General features: G+C 44.8%; 10 protein-coding genes. 5 read left to right on the forward strand and 5 right to left on the reverse strand.

The annotated features are described in order from the left end of the window. The 3 genes from Q1A18_RS00005 to Q1A18_RS00015 form a co-directional block, all read right to left on the reverse strand. Positions 1-1,457, reverse strand: a 1,457-nt coding sequence (locus Q1A18_RS00005) for a tetratricopeptide repeat protein (protein ID WP_299576036.1), incomplete at its 3' end; no start/stop codon positions are given. Positions 1,458-1,931: 474 nt separating this feature from the next. Beyond that, the gene (locus Q1A18_RS00010) at positions 1,932-2,516 is read right to left on the reverse strand and encodes a sigma-70 family RNA polymerase sigma factor (protein WP_299576039.1); all 585 of its coding nucleotides are present in this window, start codon (positions 2,514-2,516) and stop codon (positions 1,932-1,934) included. 626 nt (positions 2,517-3,142) lie between these two features. Then, positions 3,143-3,880, reverse strand: a complete 738-nt coding sequence (locus Q1A18_RS00015) for a hypothetical protein (protein ID WP_299576041.1) — start codon at positions 3,878-3,880, stop codon at positions 3,143-3,145. 235 nt (positions 3,881-4,115) lie between these two features. On the opposite strand from Q1A18_RS00015, the gene Q1A18_RS00020 reads away from it, so the two are divergent. Then, positions 4,116-5,954, forward strand: a complete 1,839-nt coding sequence (locus tag Q1A18_RS00020; protein ID WP_299576043.1) for a hypothetical protein — start codon at positions 4,116-4,118, stop codon at positions 5,952-5,954. 107 nt (positions 5,955-6,061) lie between these two features. On the opposite strand, the gene Q1A18_RS00025 is transcribed toward Q1A18_RS00020, so the two are convergent. Together Q1A18_RS00025 and Q1A18_RS00030 are read right to left on the reverse strand one after the other, a co-directional pair. After that, positions 6,062-8,191 (reverse strand): DPP IV N-terminal domain-containing protein, encoded by a 2,130-nt coding sequence (locus Q1A18_RS00025; protein ID WP_299576045.1) that lies wholly within the window; start codon positions 8,189-8,191, stop codon positions 6,062-6,064. Positions 8,192-8,294: 103 nt separating this feature from the next. After that, positions 8,295-11,228 (reverse strand): DEAD/DEAH box helicase, encoded by a 2,934-nt coding sequence (locus tag Q1A18_RS00030; protein ID WP_299576047.1) that lies wholly within the window; start codon positions 11,226-11,228, stop codon positions 8,295-8,297. A gap of 258 nt (positions 11,229-11,486) precedes the next feature. Here Q1A18_RS00030 and Q1A18_RS00035 point away from each other — a divergent pair, with 258 nt between their 5' ends. From Q1A18_RS00035 to Q1A18_RS00050, 4 genes are all read left to right on the forward strand, one after another. Further along, a complete protein-coding gene (locus tag Q1A18_RS00035; protein WP_299576048.1) occupies positions 11,487-12,305 on the forward strand; it encodes a sulfide/dihydroorotate dehydrogenase-like FAD/NAD-binding protein in 819 nt (272 codons plus the stop codon). 61 nt (positions 12,306-12,366) lie between these two features. Beyond that, a complete protein-coding gene (gene gltA / locus Q1A18_RS00040) occupies positions 12,367-13,869 on the forward strand; it encodes an NADPH-dependent glutamate synthase (protein WP_299576050.1) in 1,503 nt (500 codons plus the stop codon). A gap of 81 nt (positions 13,870-13,950) precedes the next feature. Continuing rightward, positions 13,951-14,937 (forward strand): dihydroorotate dehydrogenase-like protein, encoded by a 987-nt coding sequence (locus Q1A18_RS00045; protein WP_299576053.1) that lies wholly within the window; start codon positions 13,951-13,953, stop codon positions 14,935-14,937. A 133-nt stretch (positions 14,938-15,070) separates the two neighbouring features. Continuing rightward, positions 15,071-17,509, forward strand: a complete 2,439-nt coding sequence (locus tag Q1A18_RS00050; RefSeq protein WP_299576055.1) for a LysM peptidoglycan-binding domain-containing protein — start codon at positions 15,071-15,073, stop codon at positions 17,507-17,509. Positions 17,510-17,516: the final 7 nt, after the last annotated feature.

A 17,516-nucleotide genomic window follows, 5' to 3' on the forward strand; every position in this document is an offset into this window, starting at 1 on the left:
AACTGCCGGTAGGCTTTTTTCCTGTTTTCATTCTGCAGGTAACACAGTCCGATGTACCACTGGGCCTGCTCAATAAATAGGTTGTCCCGGTCTTTTATTACGCTGTGATAGGACGTGAGTGCCTGGTCTGTTCTTTTGGTTTCCTGGTAGGCCATCCCGGAGTAAAAGTTACTAACGGGGTTGTTGGGGTCTATTTCCAGTACTTCGCTGAACAGGTTAATTGCTTCCTGGTATTTGCTTTCGTTGAACTGATGCAGTGCCTTGGTAAGCTTGGTGTCTATCAGCGCATCACCCGACCGGAAAATACCGCTTGTTTCATAGGGGCTGTAAAACTGGCTGTAAAGTTCGGCGTTGCTCGATGGGCTGTTTTTGCTAACCAGCCCGGCAATGCTGAAAATCAGGATTAGTGACGCTGCTACGGTCGCTACGGCTATTCGTGAAGTGCTGAATCGGGCGGCGAACGAACGTTTTTGCTTCTCTTGGCGGTTAATTTCCTTGCTGATGGTTCCTAGCTTGGCTCGCAGGTCCATGATTTCGTTTTCCTGAATGGCTGCGTCAATGTCATTGATCAGCCTGATTTCAGCTTCCAGATCGGGGTTTTCTGCAAGCTCGGCTTCAAATGCGGCCAGTTTCTCATCGGTCAGTTCCAGGTTGATGTACTGATCGATTTCCTCCATTTTCTGAGTGGTCGAGACCTCAGTTTGTTGGATGGACTGAAGACTTGCCCGCAGATCCATGATGTCGGTTTCGGCTGTCGCCTGGTCAATTTCTTTATACAGTTCGATGTCCTTTTCCAGGTCGCTGCAGAGCAGGAGTTCCTGTTCGAAGTCAATGAGTTGCATCTCGTCGAGCTCATTGTTGTTGTATTGCTCAATTTCCTGGGGTGTGCGCTGATGCGCCGGGATGTTGGCCGCAATTTGCTTCAGGTTTGCTCTTAAATCCTGGATGTCTTTTTCCTGTAAAGCCGCCTGAACGTCTTCAAAAATGGCTTCATCAGCTGGACTTAATGTAAATTCCTGGTCTGGGGCGGAATGTTGTTCCTGTTGTTCTTTGTAAAAGTGATGGATATTTTCTTTGGCTGCAATGTTGTGCTGGGCCAGGTGAATTTTGGGCAGGCTCTGGCTCAGATGCATAAAATCGTTAAGGTTGACCGGTTGACTGAATTCTTTGAAAGATGATAGTTCTTCGGAAAGCTCAAAGCTGAAGGCTTGTTCTTCCGGGTTGGAGCGTGCCTGTTTGTCTGCCTTTTGCTCCTGGTTGATAATGTTTTTCAGGTTCTCACGCAGGTTCATGATGTCTGTTTCCTGCACGGCCTGTTGGATTTCTTCCTGTATCCTGACTTCTTCGGCCAGCTCTGTATTGTAGGCCAGTTCAGCATTGAATTCGCTAAGCGCGTCGCCGGTCAACTCCCCGCTAAGGTACTTCTCAATTTGTTCGAATTTATTATTGCGTATCATCTTTCCCAAAATTAGTTATTCTAATATCCTTCTCTTTTTGTAAGAACTGCATCCGGATTTTTGTTCAGTGTTAGCTTTTAGCTATTTCCGGAATTGGTCTAATAATTACTCGTTCTTTGAAATCCGTTGATCTCAATTCACACATGGTCCGTAAAATTGGTTGCTGAGCAAAATTGTAAGATTGGATTATCGAGACGATCATTTGAACAGGAGTGTCCTGCCGTTGAGACGTGCCGAAATCTTGCAATTCAATGTTCTTGTAGAATTACGTTGGAATCAGAAGCCACCAGCATTTCGTGGGAAATTACCGGATCGTGTATTTTATCATTTTCACTTCTTTATTCCGGAATTGCCCAAAAGGTAACCCTTGTTTTGAGTTTTTTTCGCTTGGATGCCTTTGTGGATTTGCTTTTCAGCTCATTGCATGTGAAGAAAAACTGACCTTAATCTGTAATTGAAGGTTAGCCAAAGCAATTAAGCATTGTCTTCCAGTATCTTTTTGTACTCAATATCCTGTTTGATGCTTTTCACCAAATACTCTTTACACTTGTACTTCCTTTTCTTGGCGTATTTCTCGCTTTGGTAGCCCATGACCTGTGCAATTTGTTTTAATGGTACTTTATCAAAAAAGAGCTGGAGTATTTTTTGACAGTCTTTGCCGAGATTTTTGAAATGCTTTTGATACAGCTTGTATTTTTCATTCATTTCAGCTGTTTCTTCAAAGCCACTGTCGTAAATGTCTTCGTTGAATTCGTGGTTGTCTTGAATCTTTTCACGCTCGTTTTTACGTTTTTCAAGTTGTTTTAACCACAAAAAACGGCAAACAGAGTAGATATAGGTTTCGAATGAGCAATCAAGGACGAGATCGTTGGCTTTCAATTTTCGATAGATGATAATAATCGCTTCCTGGAAGATGTCATTGGAATCTTCATCATCCCCGCTATTCTTTTTTATAAAGAAATTAATCTTATAAAAGAAATTCTTATAGATGTACTGGAGAATTAAATTGTCGTTCCTAAGAATTCCGTGAAGAAGTTCTTCATTCGTATAATTAATCATTTTCTCTATTTAATTCTTTATAATGTCTTTCCAGCTCGTTTTCTCATTCTCTCGGGTTTTCTGAAGGTGTATTATAGCATAGTTAATGTGTTCTGAAAACTTCCGATTTCGTGTTAAATATGCTTATAAAATGTTGAAAATGCAAATAGGTACATGGGCGTTCTCTGCTTCATATATTGGCGTTTGGCTAATTGTTTTAGTTGAGACTAAGAATAAAAGTACAAAATTAGTTGACTCAAAATGCTGAGGGTTTAAAATAATTTGTGTGGTCTTGAAGGGCCTTGGTTGAATTGAACGAATGTGATAATATGGCGGATTTGTCGTTTTATTTTTAATGAGGATAATTCGGGATAGCCTTGTTGGATGAGGTCGATTTTGTGTCGTCGAGAAACTCCGGAGATTTAATTGCAGAAAGTGACTTTGAATTGGAGGAGTGGAAATTTCAAAAGGGGATAAAAACAAAAAGGTAGACCCTCTGGCCTACCTTTTCTCACTAAACTAACTAACCTAACTAAACCTAAACTTATGAAAAAAAACGTACTACAAAGATATGCTTTAAAACATTAACTCGAGTTAAAAATCTGTTAATTGATGTTAAAAAATTGTTTTATCTTACAAAATTCCGATTATTGAGCCACAAAGGTGTAAGAAATGGTGCCTTTTTGTTGGGCGGGAGCCGACTTATCTGTGTTAAAAACAGTTCGTTCTGCAGCTTGCTTGGCGTAAACCTCCAGCATGGGGTCTTTGAGGTTTGCATTTTTCCTTACTTCGGCTTGAATGACTTTGCCTCGTGGATTAACAACAATATCAACCACGACAAGTCCTCCTCCCTGTGCCAGATAAACCGGAATTGGCAGACGCAGGTGGTAACGGTTCTCAAGAAAATAGTGAATGTTGCTTTCGCCGGAGTAAATGGTATTTTTAATGGAGTCCGGGTCCATACCTTCAGTTGTTTCTTCAGGCATCGCAAATTCTTCCAGTTGCTTGACTTCCTTGGCAAGTTGTTTATTTACATCGGCTACGAGTTTCTGTGCCTCTGCAATTTCTTTCTGGTACTCTTCATCAAAAAACGGATCTTTCATTGGCGCATCATTCACGGCTTGGTTGCTTCTGGAGGACGCTTGCGTCTGCTCAGTTTCATTAGCAGGCGTGTTTTCATCTTCTTTTTCTTCCGCCAACTCTTCAACTACTGGCTCTTCCAGTTCTTCCATGTCGGTAAAATCAAGAATGATGGGTTCTTCCTTCACTTCGCCTTTTAAGTTTACCTCGGCTAGTAAAAAGCTGCTTACCAGTAAAATGTGGAAGCATAATGTTCCAATTATACCGTAAATGTTTTCTTTGTATAGTTTCTTAATCTTTGACATGCAAGGGCAAAGTTAATAACAAAAGAGCCTTGTCGTGCCTTCCGGTATTGAATTTTGATGCATGTTTTTTATCTAAATATATTTCGGGGTTTACTGATGTGTCATTTTTTAATGTATTTTAATGGAAGATAAAAGACTGGGGATTTATTACTGCTCTGTTGAGCATTAAAGATAATTCGAACCCAATTTTATCGTTTGGTAATAACTAGGAACATGATTCTAAAAAAAGGTTTTTGTGAATTGGCAGCTTAAATGGATATTATTTGGTGGGCTCTGGTTGTTTGTGGCTGGGGGATATGCACAGGAGCAAAAGCAGGATTCTGTTTTGAAAGCAAGCACTTCGGAGCAGTTTTATGACAGTTTGAAGCATAAAGCCTATCGTCATCGGTTTACCCGGCTGATGTATGATAATTTAATTACCGATGGGAAGACGAAAGATCAACAACAAATAGAACAAGAACTTTTACGTATGGGGGCTTTGGAGGGAAAAACCATCGCCTCTGTGAAAATTAAGCAGTTGGATATTATTGGCCCATCTTTCTCGGATACAGCAAGGGTGAGTCACAGCTGGCTAGGACAAACAGCCAATAAACTGCATACGCAGACCAATGAGCGGATTATTCGGAAAAACATTCTGGTACATCCGGGCGATACGCTGAATGTGGATTATTTGTTGGACAACGAACGGATTATCCGGAGGTTGCCCTTTATTAAAGATGTTCGAATTTTGGTTGACCAGGATTCTTTAATTCAGGATCACGTTCATGTGACAGTGTTGACCAAAGATGTCTTCTCATTTGGTGTGGGCGGCTATTTGGACGGACTGCGCGCTGCCAGTCTTGAAATGTATAATCAGAATATTTGGGGAATCGGTCATCAGTTGTCAGCTAAGGTCGTCGGTCATGTGGAGGAGCAACCATATATTGGTTTCGAGGGATTTTATACTATTAATAATATCGGCGGTAATTTTATGAATATCTCGCTAGGGTATGCAGATACATACCGCCGGAAAGGATTGTCCTTCGTTTTTGATAAAGAGTTTCTGCGATCGACAACCAAGTGGGGAGGCGGTTTTACGGCTGCGCGCTGGAATCGGGCTGACCGGCTGATTGATGACGGCCCGATTATCGTGAACTTTGATGAGCTGGATTATCGGTATTACGATGTGTGGGCCGGTTATGCTTTTCAGTTATTTGAAGGCGAGTTAAATAGAAATAAGCAGCTTGTTTTTTCCGGGCGGGCGCGTTTTTACGATTTTTTTAAACGTCCGGAGCCTGACCCGATGAATAATCAATATTTTGCCGATTCAAAATTCTACCTGGCAAGCCTGAGCTTGTCCAAGAGGCGCTATTTTCGCGACCACTTAATTTACAGCTATGGAATTACGGAGGATATTCCCAAAGGATACCTGCATGAGTGGGTGTTGGGCTTCGATGACAATGAGTTCAACAATCGTTGGTATTCGCATTTGTATTTTTCTTCGGGAAATTTCATCAAATACAAGCCATCCTATTTGCATGCCTCAGCCGGAATTGGTGGCTTTTTTCGATCGCACAGGTTTGAGCAGGGCCAGATTGAAGTTGACGGAAGCTATATTTCCAGGCTTTATGCCTTCGGGAATAAAGGGTTCCGGCAGTTTATCAAGCTGAATTACCTTTTAGGTATTCGGCGTTTTGAGCTTGAAGAGTTGTCATTAAGAGGTGAAGACGGGATTCGGGGCTTTGGAAGCCGATTACCTCTTGGAAAGCAACGTTTGCTTCTCTGCTTTGAGTCTGTGGTTTTTCCGCCCAGGCACGTGCTTGACTTTAATTTTGCGTTCTTCAGTTTTGTTGATCTCGGAATTATCGGATCAAACAAGCACTTAATTTTTACCCAGGATTATTATGCCGGTGTTGGGGCTGGTGTGCGCATTCGAAATGAAAACCTTGTTTTTCAGACGTTGCAGCTGCGTTTGTCCTGGTTTCCTAATCACCCGGCAGATATTGGAACGTTTGGCTTTGAACTTAATGAACGGACCAAGAGCCAGTTTTATAATTTTCAACCCCGAAAACCAGACATGCTTCGCTTTGAATAGTTTTTTAGAATGTTTGGAAGGGATGATTTAGCTTATTCGAAACTGGTCTTTCAAAAGTGGTCGATCCATGAAGGCTATGACACGATAGTCTTCATGGATCGATTGTATTATAAGTAGTCGAAAAAATACTGGCTTATTTTATTCATCAGGTGAAGGCGGTCTTTGCCGTATACATTATGCTCATGTATCGGGTAGGGGAAGAAGTCAACTGGTTTGTTTTGTTTCACACATTCACGTAAAAACTTCATGCTGTGCTGCATCACCACCGTTTCGTCTTGTGCACCATGAATCAGCAATAATTTGCCTTGCAGGTTTTCAACATGGTTCACCATATTGGTTTCCTGGTAACCTTCCGGATTTTCCTGGGGAGTGTCCATGTAGCGTTCGCCATACATAACTTCGTACATGCTCCAGTCGACAACCGGACCACCGGATACACCAACCTTAAATGTTTCGGGATGGCGCAGCATCAGGTTTAAGGTCATAAAACCGCCGTAACTCCATCCATGTACTCCGATTCGGTCGGCATCAACATAGGGAAGGTTCATTAGGTAGTTGGCTCCTTCCATCTGGTCTTCGGTTTCTGTCAGCCCCAACTTGCGGTGGATAACATTTTCAAAGGCTTCACCACGATTGGCAGATCCCCGGCTATCCACCGTAAACAGAATGTAGCCATTGGATGCCATATAATATTGCCACCAGCTTACGGCATTGTGCCAGGTGTTGTTTACCAATTGGGCGTGTGGGCCACCGTAGACATAAATTATGGCAGGATATTTTTTAGACGAGTCGAAGTTGGGGGGCAAAATCATTCGGCAGTACAAGTCTGTTGAGTCATCGGCTGCTTTGATGGTGAAAATTTCATTTTTACCAAAGGCGTAGTCCGCAGCCAGATCTTCGGCCGTATGAATGTTGCTCACAAATCGTCCATTGGTGGCAAGCAGGTCTGCCTTCCCCGGAACTGCATTCGCGCTCCAGTTGTCAATGAGGTAGTTTTTATCGGGAGAAAAGCTGCCGCGGTGTGTTCCTGCTGCTTCATCCAAGCGGGTCATGACTCCATTGGAAATTTTCACGCGGTATAAATGACGCTCCGTCGGATTTTCCTTGGTGGCTTGAATATAAACAAACTGGTTGTCGGCGCCATAAAAATCAGTTACCTCCCAGTTGCCATGAGTAATCTGCTTGATTTGTTTCCCAGTGGTGTCGTACAGGTAAAGGTGAAACCAGCCGTCTTTGCGTGACCAGTAGTAAAACTGCTCCGGATTTTTTTCAGAAAAGACAATCGGGTGCTGAGGTTCAACGTAGGTAGTACTTGTTTCTTCAAATAATGTTTTAAGCTTTTCGCCACTTGCCACCGCGTATTGGTTTAGCTGCATGTGGTTTTGTTCGCGGTTGAGCTCGGCCAGGTAAATGAATTCATCCTGCGGCCCCCAGCTGATGTTGGTCAGGTAGTGGTCATCAGGTTGTCCGGTGTTCAAAAAATGAGTTTTTCCGGTTGTCATATCATAGATGCCCACGGTTACCTGGTGGCTGGTCATGCCGGCCATGGGGTATTTTACAGGCTTGTGTTCGGCTTGGCGGGCCATGTAATCAACCAGCGGATAATCCTTTACCATGCTTTCGTCTTTTCGGTAAAAAGCAATTTTGGTTCCGGTGGACGAAAAGAAAATACCTTTACTAATGCCAAACTCCCGACGATGAACGTAATGTCCATTCAGAACTCCTTCGGCCGTGTCAAACGTAATTTGTTTCTCGCCTTGAGCATTTTTTATATACAGGTTTTGCCCTTTTGTATAGGCCAGGCTGAGGCTGGCGTCGCAAAAATCAATGTTTTGAGCCGTTTCGGGAAGCGACAGTTTCTGATCAATTCTCTTGTCAGCGAGATTGAAAAGAATCATCTGGCGCGACTTCCAGAAGCGAATGGTATTGGAGTTCACAAACGAAAAAGAAGGAAAGCTGGAGAAAGACCATTCTTCCTGATTGGATTCTGCTTTTGTCAGGTCGCTCAGTGTAAGTAACACTTCTTTTTGGTTTTTGGGCACCGAATACTGAAACAGCGTGTCGTTTTCAACCAGGACATAGTGTTTGCTGTCCTGCCATTGCAGCGACCTCGGAGATTCGGGGCGTAAGTAACTTGATCGGCCAATTACGGCATCTTCCAGGGTTAATGACTTTTTCTGAGCAAAACTCAGTGTTGAAATCAGAAAAAATAAAAGGGTGTATTGTACTATTTTCATTATTGATTGGATTTTAGTCGTTGAAATGGCAAAACTATGGCTTTTTTGTTTTGTTGATCATGAGTTCGCTCAGGCTTAATTTTGTTACACGGATCCTGAAAAATTAGCTCAAAAGGTTCATGATCTCTTTTTGAGTAATGGCCTGGAATGGGTTATTGGAATTGATAAACTTCTCGGCCAAAGACGATTTTCGTTCTTTTAAAAGTTGTATTTTTTCTTCGATGGAGCCTTCGGTGATGAAGCGGTAAACGAAGACTTTTTTGTCTTGCCCAATGCGGTGAGCCCGGTTGATGGCCTGGTTTTCGGCGGCCGGGTTCCACCACGGATCAATGATGAAAACATAGTCGGCCGAGGTGAGGTTTAATCCAACTCCGCCTGCTTTTAGCGAAATCAGAAAAATCCGGTTTTCGGGATCTTCCTGAAAGCTTTTAATGACTTCCTCCCGCTTGCTGGTTTGGCCGGTTAGCAAGGAGTATTTCCATTTTTGAGCTTCAATTTTTTCTTTTAAAAGATCCAAATGTTTCACGAAAGAAGAGAAAATTAGCACCTTGTGTTTTTCAGCCATCAGGTTGGATAAGCTGCGGAAAATCTCATCGAATTTACCCGATTCAGCTTGCTCGTCATCATTCAGCATGGATGGATGATTGGCTAATTGCCGGAGTTTGGTGAGTCCCTGAAGAATAACAATGGCCGACTTTTGGATGCCTTCCTGTTCAATGTTCTGCAAAATGTTGTTGCGGATAATTGACTTTTCCTTGTCGTAAAAACGTTGTTGTTCTTTCGACATCCCGCAGTAACGTATTTGCTCGGTCAGGGGCGGAAGATCGCGGGCCACATCCTCTTTTTTGCGTCGCAAAACAAAGGGGCGAATAAGGGTTTGAAGTTTGGCCTGTTTGTCCGGATCGTTTTTCTTCTCGATGGGCGTAATGAATTCACGTTTGAAATAAGCCTGATTGCCCAGCAACCCCTTGTTCAGAAAGTTGATTTGCGACCATAAATCTGAAAGCGAATTTTCAATGGGAGTTCCGGTAAGCACCAGCCGGTGTTTGGCTTTTAGCTTCGTGATGGTTTGGTAGGTTTTCGAACCTGAGTTTTTAATGTTCTGACTTTCGTCCAGAATCAGGTAGAAAAACTCATGTTCTTTTAGTAGCTCGTGATCGTTGCGAACCGTTCCGTAAGTGGTCAGTATAATATCGTAGTACGAAATCAGACCTTTCAGGTTGAGTGTTTTTTTGCGTTGAATACCTACATGTTTATATACCTTTAAAGAAGGTGTAAACTTTTTAATCTCATTTTCCCAGTTGTGAACCAGCGAAGTGGGCATCACAATCAGGGAGGCGGCCTGCGTTTCTTCTTTAGGGGGCTGTTCGTTGTTGAAAATAGCCAATTGCTTGTCCGATTCTGTTTGTTCTGGAACAATGATTTGTCGCTTCATGCGCTTAAGCTTGAGTAACAAAGTCAGCGTCTGAAGCGTCTTTCCCAGACCCATGTCGTCGGCCAGGCATCCGCCAAACTGGTGCTCGTACAGGCGGTACATCCACGAAAAGCCTTCTTCCTGGTAGGTGCGAAGTTTGGCCTGAATGTTGGCCGGAACCGCCACCGGCTCGGAAGCTGACTCGCTGATTTTGTCCAGGCGTTGAAAAAAGCCTTTATCAATCCCTTTCACCCTTTTCTTGAGCAACTGGTAGTGGTGCTTTTGCAGCTGCATGGCGTGCCCTTCCTGTTTCACAAATGGAAGCAGGTCTTCATATTCGGCGAACCATTCCTTGGGTAAGATTGCGACCTCGCCATTGGGAAGTTCAAACTCGCGAATGCCGTTCAAGATATTTCGCTTCAGCTTAATGAAGGGAATTTCGTAGTCGCCAAAACGAACCTTGGCATAAATATCAAACCAATCTTCTTTGGTTTTTATTTCGACTTGCAGATCCTGGCTTTCGGTTGAGTAGCGCTTCTCGTATTGGTTTTGTTGTAATTCGAATCCAGCCTCCAGGAGCGTCTCTTTGTGTTTGTTCAGCCACTTGAGGAGTTCGAACAGGCGGTCGGTGCCATCAAGCAGGTCAGCCCCTTTGGGAAAATAAATGCCATCCTTTTCCTGAAGCCCCAACTCCTGAAGCAGATGTAGCAACTGACCTTCCCACTGATGATCACGCATGTATTTTTTGAAGGTGTAGTTATCCTGTTCTTTTTCGAGGGTGACAGACACCGATGATTTGCTGTTGGCCAGGTATTCCGTGTCGCCGTAGTTGAATTTGGGCAGAAACACCGCTTCCAATTGAAGGTTGGGCTCCAGCGATAACAGGGCTTTTTTGTTGCCGGAACACTCCTCGATGGTAAAACCCGAAGCGCGTACCGGGTAGGTTTTAATCATGTTCAGCACAAAGGTTTGGAAGTATTTTTCTTCTACGGCTTTGGGGATGAAGACAATGTCCTTTTCCATGAAAGGAACCAGCTTTTTGGCACTTATGTGTTGAAAAAGGTAAAGTTGGTTTTGCAAAACAAAGCTGCAGGGCTGGCTGGTTACGATGGTCAGGTTTTTATGAAGAATGTTCAGTGGCTTGTTGTTGTGCTTTATTTCAAGCGAATAGCGGGTACCTTCGGCTGTCCGCTCAAAACAAAAGGTCGCCCTCGAATACTGTTCGGGCACCTTGATCTGATCTTCTTCATACAAATTGGCATATTTAGCTTGTTTGAAAAACAGCCGTGTATTTTGTTCCATTAACAAAAGTGAAATTTGCCGCATGTATCGGTCAATATAAGGGCTGATGTGTTCCTGAAAAAGCCCCTGATCCATCTGTTGAAAAAACTTAGAGGATTCTTTCTTCTTCGAGAATTTTTTAACCAGATTCTCATCACTGTACCGGTCGGTTAGCCGCACCAGTTCCTGCTCCTGGCTGCTCAGTGTCAGGTCATTCAGGTCATGCGGTTTTACCAATTTGATGATGCTGTAGAAGGAGACTTTTTTTTCGATTAAAAAAGCCTGGTATAAGTAGCCAAATGTCCGGTGTTCGGTGAGTCCAATGATTAATTCTTGTGCCATCTAATAAAAGCGGATTAAAAAGAAACAGCCTGTTTTTGAAAAAAACGAACCTCAAATATACATGAATTTTGGGCAGCCCTTTTGCTTTATGGGCAGATTTTGCAATAAGATTAATTTAAACGCCCAATCCGTTTGTTAGTCATTGTAAGAATGAATATAAATTAGCATGAAATGGCCAGGGTGCCCCCTGATTTTACGAAGACATTACTATTTTTGACCTGCCAAATTAGGCTTAAAAATAAAAATAGTGATTTAACGATGTATCAAATAGTTGAAAAAGAGTCGTTTTCGGAAAAGGTTGTGAAATTGGTTGTTCATGCTCCGCGGATTGCCCGTGCACGAAAGCCGGGACACTTTATCATTTTGCGGATTGATGAGCAAGGAGAACGAATTCCGCTGACGATTGCTCAGGCAGATAAGAATGCAGGCACGATTACCCTGGTAGTTCAAAAAGTAGGCGTAAGTTCTACCCGTTTGTGTGAAATGAATCCGGGAGACAGCATCCTGGACTTGGTGGGGCCGCTGGGAAAAGCAACACACATTCACCAGGCCGGAACCATTCTGGCTTGTGGCGGTGGGGTTGGTATTGCGCCTTTGCTGCCGATTGTGGAAGGGTTTAAAAAAGCAGGTAACCGTGTTGTAACCGTATTGGCAGCCCGCTCCAAAGATTTGATAATTCTGGAAGATGAAATTCGTCAATGGTCCGATGAGGTAATTATTATGACCGATGATGGATCATACGGAAATAAAGGGTTGGTAACGACTGGTGCCGAAGAAGTCATTAATCGCGAGCAGATTGATGAGTGTGTGGCCATTGGACCAGCTGTGATGATGAAATTCACTGCCTTACTCACCAAAAAATATAATATTCCAACACAAGCCAGTCTGAATGCGGTGATGGTGGATGGAACAGGTATGTGTGGCGCCTGCCGAGCCAATGTCGGAGGTGAAACCAAATTTACCTGCATTGACGGACCTGAGTTTGACGCCCACAAAATTGATTTTGATGAGCTGATTCAGCGCCTGGGCGGCTATATGGCCGAAGAAAAAGAAGCCTGGGAGCAGGCCAATGGATGATTGCACGACCATCCAGTTGCTGGGTGAGTCTTTGTTGGAATTGCATTAAACGGAAATTGAAATGAAAGAATACTTAAAAATAGAACGCGATACAGAATGGCGTGTAGAGCTCCGTTCACAACTTAAAAATAAAGAACGGACCATGCGCGAGCGGGTAGTGATGCCCGGGCTTGATCCGTTGGAACGAATTAAATACCAGGATCGTGAAGTGAACCTCGGGCTGGACGAAGCCAGTGCCCGTGCTGAGGCCTCACGCTGTATGGACTGTGTAAACCCAACCTGTATTGAAGGTTGCCCGGTTAGCATTAACATTCCAAAGTTTATTAAGAACATTGAGCGTGGCGAAGTGCTTGAAGCAGCTAAAACGCTTAAGGAAACTTCGGCCCTTCCGGCGGTGTGCGGACGTGTTTGTCCACAGGAAAAACAATGTGAAGCCCAGTGTTTTTACACGCTTAAACTGAAAAAAGAACCGGTAGCCATTGGTTATCTTGAGCGTTTTGCGGCTGATTATGAGCAAAACAGTGGTGCGGTTTCTGTGCCTGAAACGGCAGCTAAAAACAACATCAAAGTGGCTGCGATTGGCTCTGGACCAGCTTCCCTGTCTTTTGCCGGCGACATGGCCAAATTGGGATATGATGTAACTGTTTTTGAAGCGCTGCACGAAATTGGTGGCGTATTGAAGTACGGTATCCCCGAATTCCGTTTGCCCAACCGCGTGGTGGATGTGGAACTGGAAAGCCTTGAAAACATGGGTGTGAAATTTGAACGGAATTTCATCGTTGGACGTACGGCTTCTTTTGATGATTTGAAAGAAGAAGGTTATCAGGCGTTTTTCGTGGCCAGTGGAGCAGGCTTGCCTCGCTTTATGAATATCCCGGGAGAAAACTACAATGGAATTTTGTCTTCCAACGAATACCTGACGCGTGTGAATTTGATGCATGCAGCCGAAAAAGAATTTGACACGCCAGTCCTTCGCGGTAAGAATATTGCTGTAGTAGGAGGTGGAAATACGGCCATGGACTCGGTGCGTACTGCCAAGCGTTTAGGTGCCGAGCGAGCCATGATCATTTATCGTCGTTCGCGGGAAGAAATGCCGGCCCGGGTTGAAGAAGTTTTGCATGCCGAAGAAGAAGGTATTGAGTTTTTGAACCTGACCAATCCGGTTGAATATTTTGCCGATGAAAACGGACGGGTAAACCGCATGCGTGTTCAGAAAATGGAGCTGGGTGAGCCCGATGCCTCAGGACGTCGTCGTCCGGTGGTGGTTGAAGGATCAGAATATGACATCCCGGTGGATGTGGTTGTGGTTGCTATTGGCGTTTCGCCGAACCCGCTGGTGCCATCTGAGTTGCCTGAACTGAAGGTGAGCCGTTGGGGAACCATTGAGGTTGACCCGGAAACCATGCAAAGCTCTATTCCGGAACTGTTTGCCGGTGGCGATATTGTACGTGGAGGTGCCACAGTGATTCTGGCCATGGGCGACGGACGTAAAGCGGCTGCCGGTATGAATAACTACCTTCAGGGAAAATTGAAGGAGCAGGCAACAGAAGCTTCCGGCAATTAACTGGAGCAGGTAAATAATAAGGTCGGTTTTTGCTTGCTAAAAGTCAGAAACCCCAAATATGAATCAAGAAAAAACAAGCATATGGCCAATTTAACAAGCCAATTCTTCGGATTAGAATTAAAAAGCCCGGTGATTGCTGCCAGCAGCAGCATGACTGGAGATCTGGAACAAATCAAAAAACTGGCTCAAGCCGGTGTGGGAGCGATTGTCCTTAAATCGTTGTTTGAAGAGGAGATTGATGCCCAGCTTCAGGAGGAGTTGTCCAAGCGCAAAGCTTTGGAACCCGATCCGGAGTACATGGATTATTTTGATTATATCATCAGAGATGAAAATCTGAAAGATTATACTAGCCTGATTCGTCAAGCCAAGCAGGCGGTTGATGTGCCCATTGTGGCTAGCGTAAACTGTGTTAGCGCGGTTGATTGGGTTGTTTTTAGCAAGAAGCTGGAAGAGGCCGGAGCGGATGCCCTGGAGCTGAACCTGTTTGCCTTGCCTTCGGATGTGGCGAAGACCAATGAAACCAGTGAGCAGTTTTATTTCAAAACAATTGCTGAAGTATTGAAAACAGTGTCTATTCCGGTGTCGATTAAAATCAGCCATTATTTCTCCAACCTGGCCGGAATGATTCAGCGATTGTCTGAAACAGGCGTCAGCGGAATCAGCTTATTCAATCGTTTTTATTCGCCTGACATTGATATTAACCAGGAAGAAGTGGTTGGTGCCGATGTCCTCAGCAACCCGAGCGATTACTTAATGCCTTTGCGCTGGACCGGAATTATGGCCTCCAAAACGGCTTGTCCTTTGGCGGCAACAACCGGTGTTCATTCGGCCGAAACAGCCATCAAGTTTTTGCTGGCAGGTGCGAATGCTGTTCAGATTGCTTCGGTATTGTATACCAACGGAGCGGCTGTGGTGACGGAAATGAACCAGCAAATTGCGGCCTGGATGGATGAAAAAGGCTATTCTTCAGTTGCCGATTTTAAAGGGAAACTGGCCGTTGGCGAAGCCGATGCCACCCTGTATGAGCGTGCTCAGTTTATGAAATATTTTAGTCAGAAGAGTTTCTAGCAAGGCGGTGCGAACGTACAATTAAATGCTTTTTAACACGTTCTTGGGGTGAAGATCAATCGAGAAATCTTATTTTTGTGAAATTGCAAAAATGGGTCATTAAGTTTGACCATGCTAAATCGAATTTACAACAATGAAGAATCGCATTATAATTACCCTTCTAGTATTTTTCCTAGGATTTCAGCTTTACGCACAAGAACGACGAATTCAGGAAGATGGTCAAACCTTCCTGATTCATGTGGTTGAAAAGGGAGAAACGATCTTTTCGCTTAGCAAAGCTTATTCGGTGGATCGCAAGGATTTGCTCAATGCGAATCCGAGTTTGATTTTTGGCCTGAAAACCGGTCAGGAATTGCGCATACCGGTGGCTGAAAGCACCGAAACGGTTGCCCCAAAAACGGAAGAGCAGCCCCAGTTGGACGAGCTGCCTTCGTTTCATTCTTACCGGGTGAAGCGGAAAGATGCCTTGCACTTTATTGCCAAAAGCTTCAACCTGGAGGTGGCCGACATTGTGAAGTACAATCCGCAGTTGGAAGAAAAGGGCTTGAAAAGAGGACAAACCTTGCTTATTCCGGATGCGAATGATTTGAAACGAATTCGCGAAAACCGGGAAGCAAGACGTGCCAGAGCGGAGCAGGAAGTTACCGCACCAGTAACCAAGCATCGGGTGGTGGGTGATGAGACACTTTATTCGATTGCCAAAAAATACAACTGTTCGATTGCTGATCTGATTAAGGCTAACCCGAAGGTGAAGGAAAGCCTGCGTATTGGCATGGAGCTCACCATTCCGGAAAAAGCGTTCGAAGCGGTGACCGATGTTCCGGCGGGCGAGGAATTCTTTATTCATTTGGTGGAATCGGGAGAAACCTTTTGGGGGCTGGAGCGTGAATACCATGTGACCCGCGATGTGCTGGAAAAATACAACCCGGCATTGGAGCATGGTTTGCAGGCTGGCTTACGCATTAAGATTCCGGTCACCGAAGAGGTGCCCGATATTCAGGTGGCACCGGTTAACGAGGAGGCCTTCACCAAGCACGTGGTTGCCCGTGGCGAAACGCTTTACAGCATATCCAATCAATACCAGGTCAAGATTACTTCCATTAAAAAGAGCAATCCGGTGTTGGGCTACCGCGGCTTAATGGCCGGCGAAACCATTTTGATTCCGAATGAAGTGGAAGCGGCGCCTCAGCCAATGGTTGCCGAGGAGGCGCTTGAGGAGGAGGAGCCGGAAGAAATGCCGCGGGAAGAAGTTCCGGCAAGGCTACAGCCTTTGGACTACTCAGTGCAGGTTGTTGCTCAGGAGCGTCCTTTAGCTTGTGAGGCGAGCGACCAGGCACGGTTTAAAAAATACGATGTGGCTTTGCTTTTGCCCCTGTACCTGGAGGCCAATGATACGGTAAACCGGGTACGCATGACCAAAGAGCAAATGCTGCAGGATGCCGATTTTATGAGTCAGTTTGCCAGCCCGGAAGAGCTGCCGGCGGATACGTTTAAAATCCGCAATGAAAAGATTATTTATCCCCGTTCAGAAAACTTCGTTCATTTTTACGAAGGCGTTTTGCTGGCGGTTGATAGCTTGCAGCGGGCCGGGATGAATGTGCAGTTGCACGTGTTTGACACCAATCAGAAACAGGCGGTGGTGGATTCGCTGATTCGCCTGGACGTGTTTCAGGAAGTGGATCTAATCATTGGGCCGGTTTTCCCGGAGTTGCAGGGACCGGTTGCTGATTTTGCCCTTCAAAACCAAATCCCCATGGTGTCGCCGCTGTCATCGGCAGGCGATTTTGAAACCCGCAACCCGTGGTATTTCAAAATTAACCCCACCAAGGATTACCTGGTGCGGGAAACGGCGGATTATATCGGAGAAGAATATTTCAACAAGAACCTGATCGTGCTGGAAATGGGGGAGTATAAGCATTTGCCCGAAGCCACGCTGGTTGACCTGTGCCGGGAGAAATTTTTTGCGTCGGCTTTTTTAGAGGGCGACCGCGATGTACGTTTTCAGGAATACAATTTCAGTCGGGAAGGCTATTGGGGCTTGCGCCGTATTTTGAGCAAAACGCGTGAGAATGTCTTTATCATTCCATCGGCCACAGAGGCGCAGGTGAGTGTGGCGGTGTCCAACATCAATTCGCTGGCCGAAGATTATCCGGTGACCCTGGTTGGCTTGTCCAACTTTCAGCGTTACAACAGTATTCAACCCGAATATTTTCACCATACCAACCTGCATTTGCTGAGCCCGTATTATATCAACTACCAGGCTCCGCTGACGAACCGGTTTGTTGAAAGTTTCCGGCGTAATTTTGCAGCCGAACCCAACCAGTTCAGCTTCCAGGGCTACGATGTGGCTTATTATTTTATGTCGGCCTTGTTTCAGTATGGCGAAAACTTTACCGATTGCCTGCCTTATCATCATGTGGCCTTGAACCAGGCGGAATTCTATTTTGACCGGGTGAGTCGCTATGGCGGTTTTATGAACCGGGGCTTGTACATTCTGAATTACAAACACAATTACGAAATTGCGGTGGATGGGCTGGAAGGTATTCCAAGCTTGTTGCTGACCGAAGAATAAGTGCTTC

Source organism: uncultured Sunxiuqinia sp. (genome assembly GCF_947495665.1).
GTDB classification, from domain to species: Bacteria; Bacteroidota; Bacteroidia; order Bacteroidales; family Prolixibacteraceae; genus Sunxiuqinia; species Sunxiuqinia rutila.